Origin of the sequence: Curtobacterium sp. ZW137, assembly GCF_003762905.1 — a bacterium.
In the GTDB taxonomy this organism is placed as follows: domain Bacteria; phylum Actinomycetota; class Actinomycetes; order Actinomycetales; family Microbacteriaceae; genus Curtobacterium.
Window position 1 is genome coordinate 285,589 of the sequence record NZ_RJKS01000004.1, and the last position, 17,460, is coordinate 303,048.

Genomic DNA, 17,460 nt, shown 5'->3' on the forward strand with positions numbered 1-17,460 from the left:
CCGCCCTGCTCCTGCTCCGTCCTGCTCCGCTCTGCACAGTGAGGTGCACGTCATGTCGACCATCTCCGCCCGACGATCCGCCGTCGGCCGCCGTCCACTCGGACGCGGCCGCGGACCGTCCCGCAACTCGCTCACCCACCCGCCACGCGCCGGCGCACTGCTCGTCACCCCGGCCATCGCGTTCGTCGCGGTCTTCGTGCTCGCACCGCTGCTGTTCGCGCTCTACATCTCGTTCACGAACTGGCCGCTGATCGGGCCGTACCGGTTCATCGGCCTGCAGAACTACGCGACGCTGTTCCAGGACCCGACGTTCGTGCACGCGATCGGCTACACGCTGCTGTACACCGCGATCGTCACCGTGCCGATCCTGGTGCTCGGGTACTTCCTGGCGGTCCTCGTCCGGGCGCGACGACGCGGCTCGACGCTCCTGCGGACGGTGTTCTTCCTGCCGTACGTGGTCGGCCTCACGACGCTGAGCTTCATGCTCGTGCTCGAGGCACAGCCGGGATCCGGTGCCGTCAACATCGTGCTGCAGGCGCTGCACATCACCGACGGCTCGACCGCGTGGCTGGTGAACGGCCCGCTCGCGACGCTGCTCATCTGCGTGCTCGTCGTCTGGGCGGTGTCCGGGCTGACGATGGTGCTGCTCATGTCGGCGATGCAGGGCGTCCCCGACGAGGTGTACGAGTCCGCGCAGCTCGAGGGCGCCTCCTGGTGGCAGACCGAGCGGCTGATCACGCTGCCGATGATCCGCCCGACGATCGCGCTGAGCGTGATCATCTCGGTGATCGGCTCGCTGCTCGCCTTCAACCAGTTCTACATCCTGACGCAGGGCGGCCCCGGCACCGAGACCACCACGATCGTCAACGCCATCTACAACCGCGGGTTCGTGAACCTGCAGCTCGGTGCCGCCACCGCGGAGTCGATCGCCCTGGTGGTCGTCATCGCGGCCGTCACCCTGTTCCAGTTCTGGGCACTGCGAGAGAAGGACTGACGCCATGAGCACCACCACCACCCGTGCGGTCGCGCCCGGTCCGGACACCTCGACCAGGAGCCTGACGACCGACCCCGGCCGACGCCGCCGCCACCAGCAGGGCAGCGTGCAGCACCCGCGCGACACGACCGTCAAGCGGACCCTCTACGCCATCGCCGGCATCGGCTCCGCGCTGGTCTTCGGCGTCCCGCTGATCTGGTCGATCCTCCGGGCGTTCCAGTCCGAGGCGACGATCACCTCGGCGCCGGACGCGTCGACGTTCTTCCAGCTCGGCTGGCAGAACTTCGCCGCCGTCTTCGGGGCGTCGTCGCACCTGCTCACCGGTGTCCTCAACTCGGTCATCGTCTCGGTCTGCACCGCCGTGCTGACCGCGATCCTGGCGACGATGGCCGGGTACGGGTTCGCCCGCTTCCGGTTCGGCGGCTCCGGGCTCGTCTTCGGGCTCGTGCTGCTGACGATGATGGTGCCGTTCCAGGCGATCCTGACCCCGCTGTACCTGGAGATGAACGCGCTCGGGCTGACGAACTCGCTGCTCGGGCTGGTGCTCTTCTACACGACGGTGAACCTGCCGTTCGGGGTGTTCGTGATGCGGAACGCGTTCGAGTCGATCCCGACCGAGCTCGAGGACTCCGCGTTCGTCGACGGGGCCTCCCGCTTCCGGGTCGTCGTGTCGGTGCTCCGCCCGCTGCTGCTCCCCGGGGCGGCGACGGCGGCGCTGTACGCGTTCCTGGCGTCGTGGACGGAGTTCCTCGGGGCGCTGACGTTCCTCACGAAGGACTCGCTGTACACGCTGCCGGTCGCGCTGCTCAACCTGCAGACGGGAGCGTACGGGCAGGTGTCGTACGGCAACCTCGTGGCGGGCTCGGTCGTGGCGATGATCCCGTGCATCGCGCTCTACGTCGGCCTGCAGCGGTTCTACGTCGCCGGCTTGTCGTCCGGCGCCCTCAAGGGCTGAGCGCCCGGGCCGCGCCGCGCCGCGCCGGGCCGGGCCGCCGCCCCGCTGAGATCGCACTTCGTGTCGGTTGTCCTGGCGGGCACCCGACACGAAGTGCGATCTCAGCGCCGACGCCGCGCGCGCCCGGCTACGCGCTGCGCCGCACCACCAGCGACGGCTGCAGGAGCGTCTCGTCGACGGGGCCGCCCTCGATGAGGGACCGCGCCGCCGCGAGCACGCCCTCCCCCATCGCCATGAAGTCCTGCCGCACGGTGGTCAGCGGCGGCGTGAAGTGCTCGGCCTCGGGGATGTCGTCGAACCCCACCACGGCGATGTCGTCCGGGACCCGGAGCCCGTCGTCCGCGAAGGCGTGCAGTGCCCCGAGCGCCATCTGGTCGTTCCCGCAGAACACCGCGTCCACCGCCGTGACGTCGATCGACCGGCCGGCCGCGAAGCCGCTCCCCGGGGTCCAGTCGCCGTCGAGCACGACCGGTTCCAGACCGGCGGACTGCATCAGGCGGATGTACGTCGCCCGGCGGACCTCGGACTCCTGCGACACGGTCGGCCCGGAGATGTGCACGATCCGGCGGTGGCCCCGGTCGAACAGGTGCTGCATCGCCAGGGTGGTCCCCGCGACCTGGTCGATCGCGACCGCGGCCACCGAGGGCAGCAGCCGTCCGGCGGATGACCCGGCGGGCACGGCGTCCCGCTGCACCGCGTTCGACACGACGACCGGCACGGTGATCGGCACGGTCAACGAGGCGAGCGCGTCGAGCACCCGGTTGTCGGCGGCGACGAGCACGACCGCGGCGACGTCCTGGGCGAGGAGCGTGGTGAGGGCGCTGGAGAGGTCGGCGGGGCGGGGGTCCTCCGGCAGGGTGGAGAGCAGCACGTGGTAGCCGGCGTGCCGGGCGGCGCGTTCGAACCCGATCGCGGTGCTCGACGGGCCGTAGAGCGCGTCACCCGCGGTGACGAGTCCGATGGCCTTGCTGCGGCCCCCGGCGAGCGCCCGGGCAGCGGCGCGTGGGCGGTACCCGAGCTCCCCGATCGCCGTGGTGACGCGGGACCGGAAGTGGTCGCGGACCGTCGGGTCGCCGTTGATCACGCGGGAGACGGTCTGGTGGGAGACCCCGGCGCGTTCGGCGACGTCGAAGATCGTCGGGGCCTTGCGCCCCTTGCCGTTCGCGGCCGCGGTGGTCGTCACGGGGCAACCGTACCGCGCGGCACGGAAACCGCACTCCCCGGACGATTCGACCTGACGGAGTTGACAGGGCGGTACACAAAGCCCAGTATGTGAGCGCTCACTCAGAGCAATCACATCTCCGACACCGGCAGAGCAGCCGGGTCACCCGAGCGCGTCGACGTCGACGCGAGAGGAAACAGAGGTACTTCGATGATGAAGCGCAGGATCGTCGCGGGCGTCGCCGCCCTCGGCATCGCCATCTCCCTGGCCGCATGCTCGGCCGGCGGACGCGCCGCCACCGATGACGGGGGCAGCAGCAGCAGCGACAACAAGGGCGCACTCGTCGGCGTCGCGATGCCCACCAAGGTCTCCGAGCGGTGGATCAAGGACGGCAACGCGGTCAAGTCCGACCTCGAGAAGGCCGGCTACAAGGTCGACCTCGAGTACGCGGACAACAAGATCCCGCAGCAGGTCCAGCAGGTCAGCAACATGATCACCAAGGGCGCGAAGGTCCTCATCGTCGCCTCGATCGACGGCGGGTCGCTCTCCGACCAGCTCGACGCCGCCGCCAAGGCCGGCATCAAGGTGATCTCCTACGACCGCCTGCTCACCGGCAACAAGAACGTCGACTACTACGTGTCGTTCGACAACGAGAAGGTCGGCGTCGACCAGGCGAACTCCCTGCTCACCGGCCTCGGCATCCTCGACGCCGACGGCAAGAAGACCGGCAAGAAGGGCCCCTTCAACATCGAGGTCTTCGCCGGCTCGCCCGACGACAACAACGCAACGTTCTTCTTCAACGGCGCGATGAAGACCCTCAAGCCGTACCTCGACGACGGCACGCTGAAGATCGGCTCCGGCCAGGACGGCTTCACGCAGGCCGCCACGCTGCAGTGGGACCCGGCGACCGCCAAGGCCCGCATGCAGAACCTCATCGCGAAGTCGTACTCCGGCGGCACCACGCTGAACGGCGTGCTCTCGCCGTACGACGGCATGTCGATCGGCATCATCTCCGCACTCCAGGGCGCCGGCTACGGCACGTCCAGCCGTCCGCTCCCGACCATCACCGGTCAGGACGCCGAGCAGGCATCAGTGAAGTCGATCATCGCCGGCCAGCAGTACTCGACGATCTACAAGGACACGCGTCAGCTGGCGGAGAAGTCCGCGAGCATGGCCGAGGACATGCTCTCCGGCAAGAAGCCGAAGGTCAACGACACGACGAGCTACGACAACAAGGTGAAGGTCGTCCCGACCTTCCTCTTCCAGCCGACGGTCGTGACCAAGGAGAACTACGAGAAGGTCCTCGTGGACTCCGGCTACTACACCGAAGCCGACCTCAAGTAGGACCCGACCAACTGTCGGACGGGAGGCGCGGTGCCAGACCGCACCGTGCCTCCCGTCCGTCTCCACTCGCGCGCAACGCGCACAACGGAAGGCGGTCCACGTGACGGACACCATCCTCGAGATGCGGGACATCACGAAGACGTTCCCCGGCGTCAAGGCCCTGCAGGGCGTCTCCATCGAGGTCGAACGCGGGCAGGTCCACGCGATCTGCGGTGAGAACGGTGCCGGCAAGAGCACCCTCATGAAGGTGCTGTCCGGGGTCTACCCGGCCGGGACGTTCGACGGCGAGATCCTGCTCGACGGCGAAGCCGTGTCGTTCTCGAACATCAACGACTCCGAAGCAGCCGGCGTCGTGATCATCCACCAGGAGCTCGCACTGAGCCCCTACCTGTCGATCGCCGAGAACATCTTCCTCGGCAACGAGCGCTCCAAGGCCGGCTTCATCGACTGGAACAAGACGAACCTCGCCGCCGCGGAGCTCCTGACGCGCGTCGGCCTCAAGGACAACCCGATCACGAAGATCGTCGACATCGGCGTCGGCAAGCAGCAGCTCGTCGAGATCGCGAAGGCGCTGTCGAAGCGGGTGAAGCTCCTCATCCTCGACGAGCCCACCGCCGCGCTCAACGACGACGACTCCGCGCACCTGCTCGACCTCATCCGGTCGCTGCAGGCCGAGGGCATGACGGCGATCATCATCAGCCACAAGCTCAACGAGATCAAGGCGATCGCGGACAAGGTCACGATCATCCGCGACGGCCAGACGATCGAGACGCTCGACATGCACGCGGACGACGTCTCCGAGGACCGGATCATCCGGGGCATGGTCGGCCGCGACCTGTCGAACCGCTACCCGGAGCACGAGTCGAACGTCGGCGAGGAGCTCCTGCGGATCGAGGACTGGACCGTCCACCACCCGCTCGACGCGTCCCGCGAGATCATCCACCAGGCGAACCTCACCGTCCGCGCCGGCGAGATCGTCGGCATCGCGGGGCTGATGGGTGCCGGGCGCACCGAGCTCGCGATGAGCGTCTTCGGACACTCGTACGGCACGGGCATCTCCGGCACCGTCTACAAGCGCGGCGAACCGATCAAGACGCACACGGTGTCCCAGGCGATCGACCACGGCATCGCCTACGCGACCGAGGACCGGAAGCGCTACGGGCTCAACCTGCTCGACGACATCAAGCGGAACATCTCCGGCTCGGCGCTCGGGAAGCTCGCCGAGTGGGGCTTCGTGAACGGGTCCGAGGAGACCACCGTCGCGCGGAAGTTCCTCAAGGACCTGAACATCAAGGCGCCGAACGTCGACGTCGTCACCGGGAAGCTCTCCGGCGGCAACCAGCAGAAGGTCGTCCTGTCGAAGTGGATGTACGCGGACCCCGAGGTCCTCATCCTCGACGAACCGACCCGAGGCATCGACGTCGGCGCGAAGTACGAGATCTACACGATCATCAACGCGCTCGCGGACCAGGGGAAGGGGATCATCGTGATCTCCTCCGAACTCCCCGAACTCCTCGGCATCTGCGACCGCATCTACACGCTCTCCGAGGGCCGCATCACGGCGGACGTCCCGCGCTCCGAGGCGACGCCCGAGGTCCTCATGCAGTACATGACCCAGGAACGGGAGACCCCTGTCAATGAACGCGCTTAAGTCCGCCGCCGGCTACCTCACCGGGCAGCTCCGACAGATCGGCCTGTTCATCGCGCTGATCGTCATCGTCATCTTCTTCCAGGTGACGACCGGCGGGATCACCCTCGCCCCGATCAACGTCTCGAACCTGATCGTCCAGAACAGCTACATCCTGATCCTCGCCATCGGCATGGTGATGGTCATCATCGCCGGCCACATCGACCTGTCCGTCGGGTCGGTCGTCGCCTTCACCGGCGCGATGGCGGGCGTGATGATCACGCAGTGGCACGTGCCGTGGCCCGTCGCCGTCGTCCTCTGCCTGGTCATCGGTGCACTCGTCGGTGCGTGGCAGGGCTTCTGGATCGCGTACTTCGGGATCCCGGCGTTCATCGTCACCCTGGCCGGCATGCTCGCGTTCCGCGGTGCCGCGCAGATCGCCCTGCAGAACCAGCAGATCTCGCCGTTCCCGGAGGGCTTCCGCTCGCTCGGCTCCGGCTTCCTGCCCGCGTTCGGTTCGTCCGGCTACGAGCCGCTGACGATGATCCTCGGCTTCGCGGCCGCCGCGATCCTCGTCGTCACCGCGTTCCGCGGCCGTGCAACCCGTCGGAAGTACCAGCTCGAGAGCGAACCCGTCGCCTGGTTCATCACCAAGCTCGCGTTCACCGTCGCGCTCGTCATCTACGTCGCGCTGCTCCTCGCCAGCTACAACGGCACCCCGATCGTGCTCGTCATCCTCGGCGTGCTCGTGGTCGTGTACTCGCTCGTGATGCGGAGCGCCGTGTTCGGCCGGCACATCTACGCCATCGGCGGCAACGCCCTGGCGGCGCAGCTCTCCGGCGTGAAGACGAAGCGCGTCACGTTCCTGCTCTTCGTCAACATGGGCGTCATCTCGGCGCTGGCGGGCGTGGTCTTCACCGGCCAGCTCAACCTCGCGTCGCCGAGTGCGGGCAACGGGTTCGAGCTCGACGCGATCGCCGCGGTGTTCATCGGCGGCGCTGCCGTCACCGGTGGCATCGGGACCGTTCCGGGAGCCATCGTCGGTGGTCTCATCATCGGCATCCTGAACAACGGCATGTCGATCCTCGGTGTCGGCACCGAGTTCCAGTCCCTCATCAAGGGCCTGGTGCTGCTCGCCGCCGTCGCGTTCGACGTGTTCAACAAGCGTCGGGCGGCGTCCGCGCGCAAGTAGCGGGTGCGGGCTGCGGGCCGCGGCGGTCTGCGGTCTGCGGTCTTCCGCGGTCTGCGGTCTGCGGTCTGCCGCGGTCTGCGGTCTGCCGCGGTCTGCGGTCTGCGGTCTGCTGTCTGCCGCGGTTCGCCGCGGTCGAGTGCGCAGCAACGGGTGGGTTCCGGTCCGGGACCCACCCGTTGCTGCGCGCTCACCTGGTCAGGACGGCCCAACCCCCGGACGGGAGGCTGACGGTCCCGTCCCGCAGGTCGCCCCCGCCCGCCTCCACCCGGGTCGCGTCGGCCACGGGCAGGTCGACCGGGTCGTCGGACAGGTTCAGGGCGGTCACCACCGCGGCGTCCGCGGTCGCGGTGCGCAGCACGATCGCGGTGTTGGTCAGGTGGGTCACGTCGGTGTGCGCCCGGTGCAGCCACGGTTCGCGGCGGCGCAGCGCGACGAGCGCCTCGTACGCGTGCGTCAGGGACGTCGGTGCCGGCGGCGCGTCCGGGAACTCCGGCCGGACGGCGTCGTCCCCACCGATGCGTTCCTCCTTGACCCCGGTCCAGCCGTACTCGTCGCCGGCCCAGACGCTCGGGACCCCCGCGACCGTGAAGAGCACGGCGGCCGCGTGCCCGGCGAACCGCTCCCCCACGGCGCTCGCGATCCGCGTGACGTCGTGGTTGCCGACGAAGGTGCTCGGGACGAACGTCGCCAGCAGTGCGTCGTGCCGCTCGATCGCGTGCGCCAGCTCGTGGCAGTTCCGGTCCGCGATGCCGTGCCAGACGCCCTGCCACAGCTCGTACTGCGTCGTCGAGTCCATCGTCGACTCCCGGACGATCGCCGCCGCGTCGCCGTGGATCACCTCGCCGGTGAACCAGGCGTCCGGGAACCGCTCCCGCACGCGGGGCAGCACCCGCGCCCAGAACGCCGGCGGCACCGCGTAGGCCGCGTCGAGCCGCCACCCGTCGATCCCGCGCTCGAGCCAGTGCGTCATCACGTCGACCACCAGGTCCTCGGTCGCCGCACTGCCGTGGTCGAGCGCCACCAGGATGTCGTGCCCCTCGAACAGCCCGACCGGCACCGGGTCGCCCGGTGCCCAGCCGGTCCAGTCGATGTCGAACAGCGCGGCTGACTCCGCAGCCGGGCCGTCGGACTCGAGCGCCCGGAACGCCGGGTGCTCCCGACCGATGTGGTTGAACACCCCGTCGAGCAGTACCCGGACGCCCTTGTCGTGCGCCGCGGCCACGAGCGCGTCGAAGTCGCCGTCGTCCCCGAGCCGCGGGTCGATCCGCAGGTGGTCGACGGTGTCGTAGCCGTGGGTGGAGCTGGCGGAGACCGGGCCGAGGAGCAGCCCGTTCAGCCCGAGGTCGACGACGTGGTCGAGCCAGTCCGCGATCCGCCCGAGCCGGTGCTCGACGGGCCGAGCCGCCACGGGTGTCTCCGGCCGGATCTCCGCTCCCACGAAGCCGAGCGGGTACACGTGCCACCACATGACGTGCCGGACCCAGTCGGGCTCGGGCGGACGGGTGGCTGCGTCGTCGGTGGTCACCACTCCGATGCTGCCAGGCGCCGCGCTCGCTGGGTACGGCGGTGCGCTTCCGGACGAGGATGGGCGCATGGGACGAGCGATCCGCACCGAGGACGATGCTGCGCGCAACGCCGCAGCGCACGCCGATCGGACCTGTGCGTCGTGCGGACGCCGGATGCCGACGAGCGCCGCGCCCGATGCCAGGTGGTGTTCGGACGCCTGCCGCCGGCACAAGCTCGACGAAACCGACCGCCACCTCGAGCGGACCATCGACGAGCTCCTCGACGCCCGGGCGCTCACGTCGAGCACCTGTCCCTCGGACGCTGCGCGCGCGATCGGCGGGGACGACTGGCGCGACCTGATGGAGCCGGCGCGCCGGGCCGCGCGGCGGATGGTCGCGCGGGGCGAGGTCGAGATCACGCAGGGCGGGAACGTCGTCGACCCGTCCACGGCGAAGGGCCCGATCCGCATCCGTCGCCCGCGGTGAGGCTCAGTCCGACCAGCTGCACGCGATCATGCCGACCCGTCACGTCGATCACGAGATCGAGAACTCCTCGATCGGACTCACGCGGCGAGGATCTGCTCCATCCGCCCGACCAGGCGTTCGAGCGCCGTGACCAGCTGCCGGGTCTGGTCGCGAGTCACGCGCGATGAGGAGTACTGGAAGTGCGCTTTCTCGTCCGTCAGGCGCTTGAGGTTGTTGCCCGGCTGGCGATCGGGCGAACAGGCCCTGTCGAGAAGCCGTCGCGCTTCGCCGTGATCATCACCCTTGAAGTGGTACCCGAGCGTGCTTCCGCAGATCGCGTCGGCCGCCGCGATGCCGCCGAGAACGGCATTGGCACCAGCCGCCTTCCAATCAGCGTTCAGCTCGGACTCGACGCACAACCGCGCTACCTCGAGATGGGACTTCGCTTCGTCCGGCGCCGCTGGACTTCGTTCGGTGCCATCGACCTGGTTCGCGCGGCCATCAGATCAGGTCGCGGATGTCGCGGCCGTACACCGTCTTCGCGTCATCCCGCCAGGAGCCGAGCAGCGGGTCGTTCTCCATCGCGAATCGCCGGAGGTCCGGTCTCGTCACGTCGAAGACCTGGCAGTCATTGCCACTCCAGATCCGCACCATCGACCCGAGCTCCACGATGAGCTCGGTGTCGACGTGGTCGTCGAACACGACGACGAGATCGACGTCCGAGGCAGCCGTCGAGTCCCCGCGGGCGACCGAGCCGAAAACGGAGACCGAGATCACGCCCACGTCACTCCGGTCGACGAGATGAACGATCCGGCGCTCCAGTTCCTGACGCGCCTCGAGCGCGAGCTCGATCGCCGGCCACAGGACGTGCGAACGGTTGGCACGGTAGGAAGAGTGCTGCAATCCCCGTTCCACGACGACGAGGCCCGCCAGCTCGAGCTTGTCCAGCGCGCGTTTGATGCCGGTGTGGCTCGCGACGCCTGCGACGCGAGCGACCTGCCGCCCTGTCATGCCGCTGTCCGTTCGCGCCGGGACCCGGATGGCCCTGGCGGCCGTCCGTCCTACGAGCGTCGCCAAGGGCTCGGCTACTTCCATCAGCCGTCCTCCATCCGTGTACACAAAAGTGTTACACGTGTTTCGCTTTTGTGTACACCTCGGCGGTCCACCTCGTGAGGGAAGGATCACGGGGCGACAGGTGTTGGGGAACGCGATGACTCCTGACGAGACCACCAGCACGCAGCACTCCGACCGTCGCATCGCCCTCGTCGTGGGCGCCAGCGGCATCACCGGCTCCGCCCTCGTGCGGAACCTGATCGGCGACGGGTGGGACGTCGCTGCGCTGTCCCGCCGTGCCGGCAGCCGCGATGGTGTCCGCGGTGTCGCCGCCGACCTGCGCGACCCCGACGCGCTCCGGGCCGCGCTGGCCGGGGAACGCCCGACCCACGTCTTCTTCACCGCATGGCAGCGACAGGCGACCGAGGCCGAGAACATCGCCGTCAACGGGGCGATGGTCCGCGACCTCCTCGCCGCGCTCGAGCACGCACCACTCGAACACGTCGCACTGGTGACCGGGCTGAAGCACTACCTCGGCCCGTTCGAGGCGTACGCCGCCGGCGAGATGCCGGACACGCCCTTCCACGAGGAGGAACCTCGTCTCGACACCCCGAACTTCTACTACGCGCAGGAGGACGAACTCTTCGCCGCGGCCGAGCGGCAGGGCTTCACCTGGTCCGTGCACCGCTCACACACGGTCATCGGCCACGCGGTCGGCAACGCGATGAACATGGGCCTGACGCTCGCGGTGCAGGCGACGATCGCGAAGGAGCTCGACCTCGACTTCGTGTTCCCGGGCAGCGAGGCGCAGTGGAACGGGCTGACCGACATGACCGACGCCGGACTCCTCGCCGAGCACATGGTCTGGGCATCCACCACGCCTGAGGGCGCGAACGAACCGTTCAACATCGTCAACGGGGACGTCTTCCGGTGGCGCTGGATGTGGCCGCGGCTCGCCGCACACCTCGGGGTGGACCCGGCTCGTGTCGTCGGGTACCAGGACGAACCGCGCCCGCTCGAGGAGCAGATGGCACCGTACGAGTCGTCGTGGGCATCCATCGCCGAACGGCACGGGCTCGCCGAGCCGGACATCACCCGGGTCGCGTCGTGGTGGCACACCGACGCGGACCTCGGTCGGGCGATGGAGGTCGTCACCGACATGGGCAAGAGCCGCGACGCCGGGTTCACCGGGTACCGCCGCACCGAGCAGGCGTTCGCGGACCTGTTCGCCCGCTACCGCGAGGACCGGCTGATCCCCTGACGCCGCCCCCGGGACCCGGGCAGACTCGGGTCATGAGCGAGCCCGACGACCACTTCTTCGTAGTCGACGGCCGTCGCTGGCGGCGCACGGACCCGGCGATCCCCGAGGACCTCGCCGCGCGGCTCCGCTCCCACCTCGGCCGCGGGCGGAACGCGGTCAAGCAGGCGAAGCGCGCCGGCGACGACGAGGCCCTCGCCGCCGCACGGCACCGCAACGGCATCGCGAAGCACGGGCTGGGCGAGCGGGGTCCGGCGTGGTGGGAGCGCCCGGAAGCCGACCGTGTCGCCGATGCCGAGCGAGCCGCGGCGGACCTCGACGCCCTCGACCCGCGCGATCCCTGACGCGCGTTCCTTCCCATCGCGCCCGCACTGGGGAGCGGAATCGCGCGTAGGGGGTCGGAAGAACCGACCTCCTACGCGCGATTCGACTCACCACGCGGGATTCGACCTACCGCGGGCAGGGCACCGGGCAGCGCGCGGGATTCGACCTACCGCGGGCAGGGCACCGGGCAGCGCGCGGGGATCGGGAGCGCGGGGCTCGGGAGCGCGCGAGGACCGGGAGCGCGGGCGCCGGGCGCACCGCGGGGTCAGGACTCGGTGTGGCCGAGCGACGGCTCCGTGCGCAGGCACACCGTGCGCGACGCCGCGGCGTGCAGCTCCAGCACGACGACCTCGTTCGTGCCCTCGCGGAGCACCGGCCCGGGCACCGCGAGCGTCTGCTGCGGCCCTCGCGACCAGTACCGCCCGAGGCAGAACCCGTTCACCCAGGCGACGCCCTTCCGGAACCCGTCGAGCGACAGGTAGCGGTCCCCCGGCGCGGCGAGGTGGAACGACCCGAGCGCCAGGACGGGCCCGGCGAGCACGTCCCCGTCGGTCGGGGCCACGGAGCGCAGGGCATCGAGCGCGGCGGCGGGCAGCGGGTCGAACGCCAGCGGCGACGCCGTCCATCGTTCGAGCGGCGCACCGTCGACGGACACCCCGCCGATGAGGCCCTTCGGCTCGCCGATCCGGGGCCCGTAGTCGACGCGGCCCTGGTCCTCGACGAGGAGCTCCAGCGTGCCGGTGACCGGTGGGAGCGCGATCGCGCGGTCGTGGTACTCGCGTTCGAGGACCCCGACGGGCCGCCCGTCGACGCTGACGATCGCACGGTCGCGGACCTCTTCGCCGACGGTGAGCACACCGCCGGCAGGCAGGTCGACCTCGGTGCGGTAGAGCACGAAGCCCGACGCGGCGCCGAGTGCGTCGAAGGTGGGGACCCCGTCGTGCGCGGTCCACGACGTGAGCTGCGGGAGCAGCGCGTGCAGGGCACCGGCCCGCTCGAGTCGGACGGCGACGTCCGTGGCGGGGGCGGGCCGAGCCTCCAGACCGGCTGCCGACGACCCGTCGAGGTGACCCGATCCACCTGGTTCCATCGATGCGGGCAGGGCCGGGACCGGCGCGTACCGTTCGATCACGGCGCGGAACGCGTGGAACTTGGCGGTGGGCCGACCGGCCTCGTCGAGGGGTGCGTCGTAGTCGTACGACGTCGCGATCGGCCGGTACACGCCCTTGTCGTTCGCCCCGTTGGTGAAGCCGAAGTTCGTGCCCCCGTGGAACATGTAGATGTTGACCGAGCCGCCGGCGCCGAGCAGGTCCTCGAGGTCGGAAGCCGAGGCAGCGGCCGGGGTGGTGTGGTGGTGCTCGCCCCAGCTGTCGAACCAGCCGTCCCAGAACTCCGAGCACATCAGCGGACCGGTCGGCTGCGCCTGGCGCAGCCGGGCGAGCCTGGACGTGACGCGGGAGCCGAACGAACCCGTGCGGTGCAGGGACGGGAGCGAGCCGTCCTCGAGCATCGAGTCCATCGGCTGGTCGACGCTCGTGAACGGGACGGTGAGGCCGATCGCGCGGTGCATCGCCTCGAGCTTGGTGAGGTAGACCGGGTCGGAGCCGTAGGCGCCGTACTCGTTCTCCACCTGGACGAGGACGATGGGGCCGCCCTCGTCGATCTGCCGCGGGACGAGGATCGGGGCGAGGGCGTCGAGGTACCGCGACACGGCCGCGAGGAACTGCGGCTCGTCGCGGCGGATGCCCACGGTGCCGTCGGCGAAGAGCCAGTACGGCAGCCCGCCGTTGGTCCACTCGGCGCAGATGTAGGGGCCGGGGCGGACGATCGCGTGCATGCCCTCGGCCGCGACGATGTCGAGGAACCGGCCGAGGTCGAGGCCGTCGGTGAAGTCGAAGGTGCCGGGGGTCGCCTCGTGGGCGTTCCACGCGACGTACGTCTCGATGGTGTTGAGGCCCATCAGCCGGGCCTTGCGGATCCGGTCGGCCCAGAGGTCCGGGTGGACCCGGAAGTAGTGGATCGCGCCGGACAGGATCCGGTGCGGCTCGCCGTCGAGCAGGAAGTCGGTGTCGCCGATGGCGAAGCGCATCACGCGCCCTTTCTGGAGGGAGGGGCCGCACGGTCGTCCGTGCGGCCCCTCGGGGTGAGCGGGTGCTACTTGGTCGAGACCGTGAAGCCCTGCTGCTTGCCGTACTTCACGAGCGCAGCCTGCCAGGCCTCGAGGCCGGAGTCGAGCGAGGTGCCCTTCTCGTAGGACTGCCCGACCGTGTCCGCGTAGACGCTGTTCGCGTACACCTGGTACGGCAGGTAGGTGAAGTCGTTGTCAGCGCTCTTGGACGCGTCGACGAGGACCTCGTTGATCTTCTGCCCACCGAAGTAGGACGGCTCCTCGTTGAGGAACGACGACGACTCCAGGTCCGCGGTGGTCGACGGGAACCCGCCGGACTCCATGAACACCTTCGTGGACGCCTTCGACGAGTTCAGCCACTTCAGGAAGCCCGCGGCGAGTGCCGGGTTCTTCGTCTGCTTCATGACGACCTCGGCGCTGCCGCCGTTGTTCGCCGTGGTGGCGGTGGTGCCGTCGTAGGTCGGCATCGGGGCCACACGCCAGTCACCGGACGCGTCGGCGACGCTCGCCTCGAGGTTGCCGGGCATCCACGCGCCCGTGATGAGCGTCGCGATCTGGCCGTTGCCGAGCTGCTTGTACCAGTCGTCGGTCCAGCCGACGGTCTTGGAGAGCAGGCCCTTCTCGACCAGCTCGTTCCAGGTCGCGGTCCACTTCTTCGTCCCCGCGTCGGCGAGGTTCACCGTGACCTTGTCGCCCTTCGTGGTGAAGGGGGTGCCACCGGCCTGGGCGATCATGCTCGTCGTGAAGCCGGCGTCGCCGGAGTCCGCGGTGATGTAGGCGTCCGGGTCGGCGGCGTGCAGCTTCGCGGCAGCGGCGACGTACTCGTCCCACGTCTTCGGCACGGCGATGCCGTACTCGTCGAAGACCTTCTTGTTGTAGAAGAGGGCCATGGGGCCGGAGTCCTGCGGCAGGCCGTAGATCTTCGAGCCGTCGGTGACGGAGCTCCAGGTGCTGGCCGCGAACTTGCTCTTCAGGTCGCCGAACCCGTAGCTCGACAGGTCGAGGAGCGACTCGGAGAGCGAGAACTGCGGGAGCGCGTAGTACTCGACCTGGGCGACGTCGGGGGCACCCGAGCCGGCCTTGATCGTGTTCTGCAGCTTCGTGTACTGGTCGGCGCCGGTGCCGGCGTTGACCAGCTTGACGGTGACCTTCGGGTGCGCCTTCTCGAACGCGGCGACCTGGGCCTTCGCGGACGGGGTCCACGACCAGTACGTCAGCGTGCCGCCCTTCTCGAGGGCCTTGTCGATGTCGGAGGCGGAACCGCTGGCGGACGAGCCGCCGGAGGCGCAGGCCGCCAGGGCGATGGCGGCGGTGACGCCGATGGCGAGGGCGCTCAGCCCGCGCCGGAGACGCTTGTTCATTCGGGTGCCTTTCACTTCTTCGTGTTGGGAGTGGTGCTGCTGTGGTGAGCGGCTCCGCCGGCGTCCGCCGGGCAGCCGCCCCGGGGTCAGGCCTTGACGGACCCGGCCGCGAGGCCGGACTGCCAGAAGCGCTGCAGGAAGAGGAACGCGACCACGATCGGGATGATCGTGAGGAGCGATCCCGTGACGACGAGGTTGTAGATCGGCTGGGCACCGGAGCCGGTGGCCTGCGCGTTCCACTGGTTGAGGCCGACGGTGAGCGGGTACCACTTCGGGTCGCTCAGCATGATCAGCGGCAGGAAGTAGTTGTTCCAGGTGGCGACGACCGCGAAGAGCAGCACCGTGACCACGCCGGGCGCGAGCAGTCGGAGCGCGATGGTGAAGAAGATCCGGAACTCGCCGGCGCCGTCCATCCGGGCGGCCTCGATGAGCTCGGTCGGGATCGCGTCGACCGCGTAGGTCCAGATCAGGTACATGCCGAACGGGCTGATCAGGGACGGCAGGATGATCGCCCACGGGGTGTTCGTCAGGCCGACCTGCGAGAAGAGCAGGAAGGTCGGGACGGCCAGCGCCGTGCCGGGCACCGCGATCGCACCGAGGACCACGGCGAACACCGCGCGGCGGCCGGGGAACGCGAACTTCGCCATGCCGTAGCCCGCGACCGTCGCCAGCAGGGTCGCCCCGCCGGCACCGACGACGACGTACAGCAGCGTGTTGCCGAACCACTGCAGGAAGATGCCGTCGTTGTACGTCAGCGTGTCGACGATGTTCTGCCAGAGGTTGAAGTTCCCGCCGAACCAGAGGCCGAACGTGGACAGCAGCGACGACTGCGTCTTCGTGCTGTTCACGAGCAGGTAGAACAGCGGCGCGAACGAGTAGACGACGAAGACGACCATCACGGCGGTCAGCAGACCGGACCGCTTCGGCTTGCGTCCGTCGACGGGCTGCTTCGCCTTCCGGGAGGCTCGTCCCGCTCCGGCGCGGCCGTCGCGGAGCGTCGTGGTCGCCTCGGTCACCGTGGCCGGGGGGCTCTGGAGGGTGCTCATCGGTTCTCCTGTCGGGTACCGCGGACCTGCACGACGTAGGCGATCACGGCGGTGATGACGCCCATCACGATGGCGACGGTGGCGGAGTAGTTGAACTGCTGGCCGCTGAAGGACAGCGAGTAGGCGTACATGTTCGGCGTGAAGGCACTGCCGATGACGTTCGGGGCCAGGGTCTTCAGCAGGTTCGGCTCGTTGAAGAGCTGGAAGCTGCCGATGATCGAGAAGATCGTGGCGATGACCATGGGGCCGCGGAGCGCCGGGAGCTTGATCGAGAACACCGTGCGCAGCGGGCCGGCGCCGTCGAGCTCGGCGGCCTCGTACAGCTCGCCGGGCACGGTGCGGAGGGCCGCGTAGAAGATCAGCATGTTGTAGCCGAGGAACTCCCAGGTGACCACGTTGCCGATGGACGTCAGGACCCAGGTCGGGCTGAACGGCTGCAGGAGGTCGATGCCGAGCGCGTGGTTCGCGGCACCGGTCAGGCCGAACTGGTTGCCGTAGATGAAGCCCCAGATGAGCGCCGCGACGACGCCGGGGACCGCGTAGGGCAGGAACACCGCGATGCGGAAGAAGCTCGTTCCCCACAGGCGGGCGCTGTCGAGGGCGAGCGCCGCGACGAGCGCCAGGCCGAGCATGATCGGCACCTGGATCACGAGGAAGATCGCGACGCGGCCGAACCCGGTCCAGAACTGCGAGTCCTGGAAGAGCTGGATGTAGTTCGCGAACCAGACGAACTGGTTGCCGCCGACGAGCTGGTCGCGGAACAGGCTGAGCCAGAGCGCGTACCCGATCGGGACGATGAGCATCAGGACCAGGACGGCCACGAACGGGCCGACGAACAGCCATCCGGTGAACCGTCCGCGGGGCTTCGGCCGACGTCGCGGGGGCGTGGCGGGAGCGGTGGCCGCTGCCGGGCGCGCTGCGAGCGTGCTCATGTGACTCCTTCGTCTGCTGCGTTCGGGTGCGTTCGCGTGGCGTGCTGGTCGCGGTTTCGTCGCGGTCATGTTGACGTCAACATCGAACGGCGCGACGATAGCATGGCAACGTCA

The 17,460-nt window shown here is 69.4% G+C and carries 16 protein-coding genes; 8 read left to right on the plus strand and 8 right to left on the minus strand.

The genetic code is table 11. The features are described 5' to 3' along the window. Positions 1 to 52 precede the first annotated feature (52 nt). Both EDF55_RS14675 and EDF55_RS14680 read left to right on the plus strand, forming a co-directional pair. Complete coding sequence (locus EDF55_RS14675) at positions 53 to 994, plus strand: carbohydrate ABC transporter permease (protein ID WP_123655695.1); 942 nt, start codon at positions 53 to 55, stop codon at positions 992 to 994. A 4-nt stretch (positions 995 to 998) separates the two neighbouring features. Further along, positions 999 to 1,949: a carbohydrate ABC transporter permease gene (locus EDF55_RS14680; protein WP_123655696.1), complete on the plus strand. Its 951-nt coding sequence runs from the start codon at positions 999 to 1,001 to the stop codon at positions 1,947 to 1,949. Between the two features lie 127 nt (positions 1,950 to 2,076). On the opposite strand, the gene EDF55_RS14685 is transcribed toward EDF55_RS14680, so the two are convergent. Next, complete coding sequence (locus EDF55_RS14685; protein WP_165931398.1) at positions 2,077 to 3,132, minus strand: substrate-binding domain-containing protein; 1,056 nt, start codon at positions 3,130 to 3,132, stop codon at positions 2,077 to 2,079. Positions 3,133 to 3,321: 189 nt separating this feature from the next. On the opposite strand from EDF55_RS14685, the gene chvE reads away from it, so the two are divergent. The 3 genes from chvE to mmsB all read left to right on the plus strand — a co-directional run bounded on the left by chvE (position 3,322) and on the right by mmsB (position 7,274). After that, positions 3,322 to 4,455 (plus strand): multiple monosaccharide ABC transporter substrate-binding protein, encoded by a 1,134-nt coding sequence (gene chvE, locus EDF55_RS14690; RefSeq protein ID WP_123655698.1) that lies wholly within the window; start codon positions 3,322 to 3,324, stop codon positions 4,453 to 4,455. A 100-nt stretch (positions 4,456 to 4,555) separates the two neighbouring features. Next, positions 4,556 to 6,106, plus strand: coding sequence for a multiple monosaccharide ABC transporter ATP-binding protein (mmsA, locus tag EDF55_RS14695; protein WP_123655699.1), 1,551 nt, complete (start codon positions 4,556 to 4,558; stop codon positions 6,104 to 6,106). After that, positions 6,093 to 7,274 (plus strand): multiple monosaccharide ABC transporter permease, encoded by a 1,182-nt coding sequence (gene mmsB, locus EDF55_RS14700; RefSeq protein ID WP_123655700.1) that lies wholly within the window; start codon positions 6,093 to 6,095, stop codon positions 7,272 to 7,274. Before mmsA ends, mmsB begins: the two co-directional genes overlap by 14 nt. A 187-nt stretch (positions 7,275 to 7,461) precedes the next feature. Here the strand turns inward: mmsB and EDF55_RS14705 are convergent, their stop codons facing one another. Beyond that, complete coding sequence (locus EDF55_RS14705) at positions 7,462 to 8,742, minus strand: alpha-amylase family glycosyl hydrolase (RefSeq protein WP_123656007.1); 1,281 nt, start codon at positions 8,740 to 8,742, stop codon at positions 7,462 to 7,464. Between the two features lie 124 nt (positions 8,743 to 8,866). Here EDF55_RS14705 and EDF55_RS14710 point away from each other — a divergent pair, with 124 nt between their 5' ends. After that, a complete protein-coding gene (locus tag EDF55_RS14710) occupies positions 8,867 to 9,265 on the plus strand; it encodes a DUF3253 domain-containing protein (RefSeq protein WP_123655701.1) in 399 nt (132 codons plus the stop codon). Between the two features lie 77 nt (positions 9,266 to 9,342). Here the strand turns inward: EDF55_RS14710 and EDF55_RS14715 are convergent, their stop codons facing one another. After that, entirely contained in the window at positions 9,343 to 9,663 is a 321-nt protein-coding gene (locus EDF55_RS14715; RefSeq protein ID WP_123655702.1) for a hypothetical protein, read from the minus strand. A gap of 82 nt (positions 9,664 to 9,745) precedes the next feature. Beyond that, on the minus strand, positions 9,746 to 10,363 hold the full coding sequence (locus EDF55_RS14720; protein WP_185017426.1) for a nucleotidyltransferase domain-containing protein: 618 nt from the start codon (positions 10,361 to 10,363) through the stop codon (positions 9,746 to 9,748). Between the two features lie 91 nt (positions 10,364 to 10,454). On the opposite strand from EDF55_RS14720, the gene EDF55_RS14725 reads away from it, so the two are divergent. Both EDF55_RS14725 and EDF55_RS14730 read left to right on the plus strand, forming a co-directional pair. Continuing rightward, positions 10,455 to 11,558: an SDR family oxidoreductase gene (locus tag EDF55_RS14725; protein WP_123655704.1), complete on the plus strand. Its 1,104-nt coding sequence runs from the start codon at positions 10,455 to 10,457 to the stop codon at positions 11,556 to 11,558. Between the two features lie 32 nt (positions 11,559 to 11,590). Beyond that, positions 11,591 to 11,899, plus strand: coding sequence for a biopolymer transporter Tol (locus EDF55_RS14730; protein ID WP_123655705.1), 309 nt, complete (start codon positions 11,591 to 11,593; stop codon positions 11,897 to 11,899). Positions 11,900 to 12,144: 245 nt separating this feature from the next. On the opposite strand, the gene EDF55_RS14735 is transcribed toward EDF55_RS14730, so the two are convergent. The 4 genes from EDF55_RS14735 to EDF55_RS14750 all read right to left on the minus strand — a co-directional run bounded on the left by EDF55_RS14735 (position 12,145) and on the right by EDF55_RS14750 (position 17,346). After that, positions 12,145 to 13,968 (minus strand): beta-galactosidase family protein, encoded by a 1,824-nt coding sequence (locus EDF55_RS14735; protein WP_123655706.1) that lies wholly within the window; start codon positions 13,966 to 13,968, stop codon positions 12,145 to 12,147. Positions 13,969 to 14,033: 65 nt separating this feature from the next. Further along, positions 14,034 to 15,368: a sugar ABC transporter substrate-binding protein gene (locus EDF55_RS14740; protein WP_185017428.1), complete on the minus strand. Its 1,335-nt coding sequence runs from the start codon at positions 15,366 to 15,368 to the stop codon at positions 14,034 to 14,036. An 86-nt stretch (positions 15,369 to 15,454) separates the two neighbouring features. Continuing rightward, complete coding sequence (locus EDF55_RS14745) at positions 15,455 to 16,414, minus strand: carbohydrate ABC transporter permease (RefSeq protein WP_123655708.1); 960 nt, start codon at positions 16,412 to 16,414, stop codon at positions 15,455 to 15,457. Then, positions 16,411 to 17,346, minus strand: a complete 936-nt coding sequence (locus tag EDF55_RS14750) for a carbohydrate ABC transporter permease (protein WP_123655709.1) — start codon at positions 17,344 to 17,346, stop codon at positions 16,411 to 16,413. Before EDF55_RS14750 ends, EDF55_RS14745 begins: the two co-directional genes overlap by 4 nt. Positions 17,347 to 17,460: the final 114 nt, after the last annotated feature.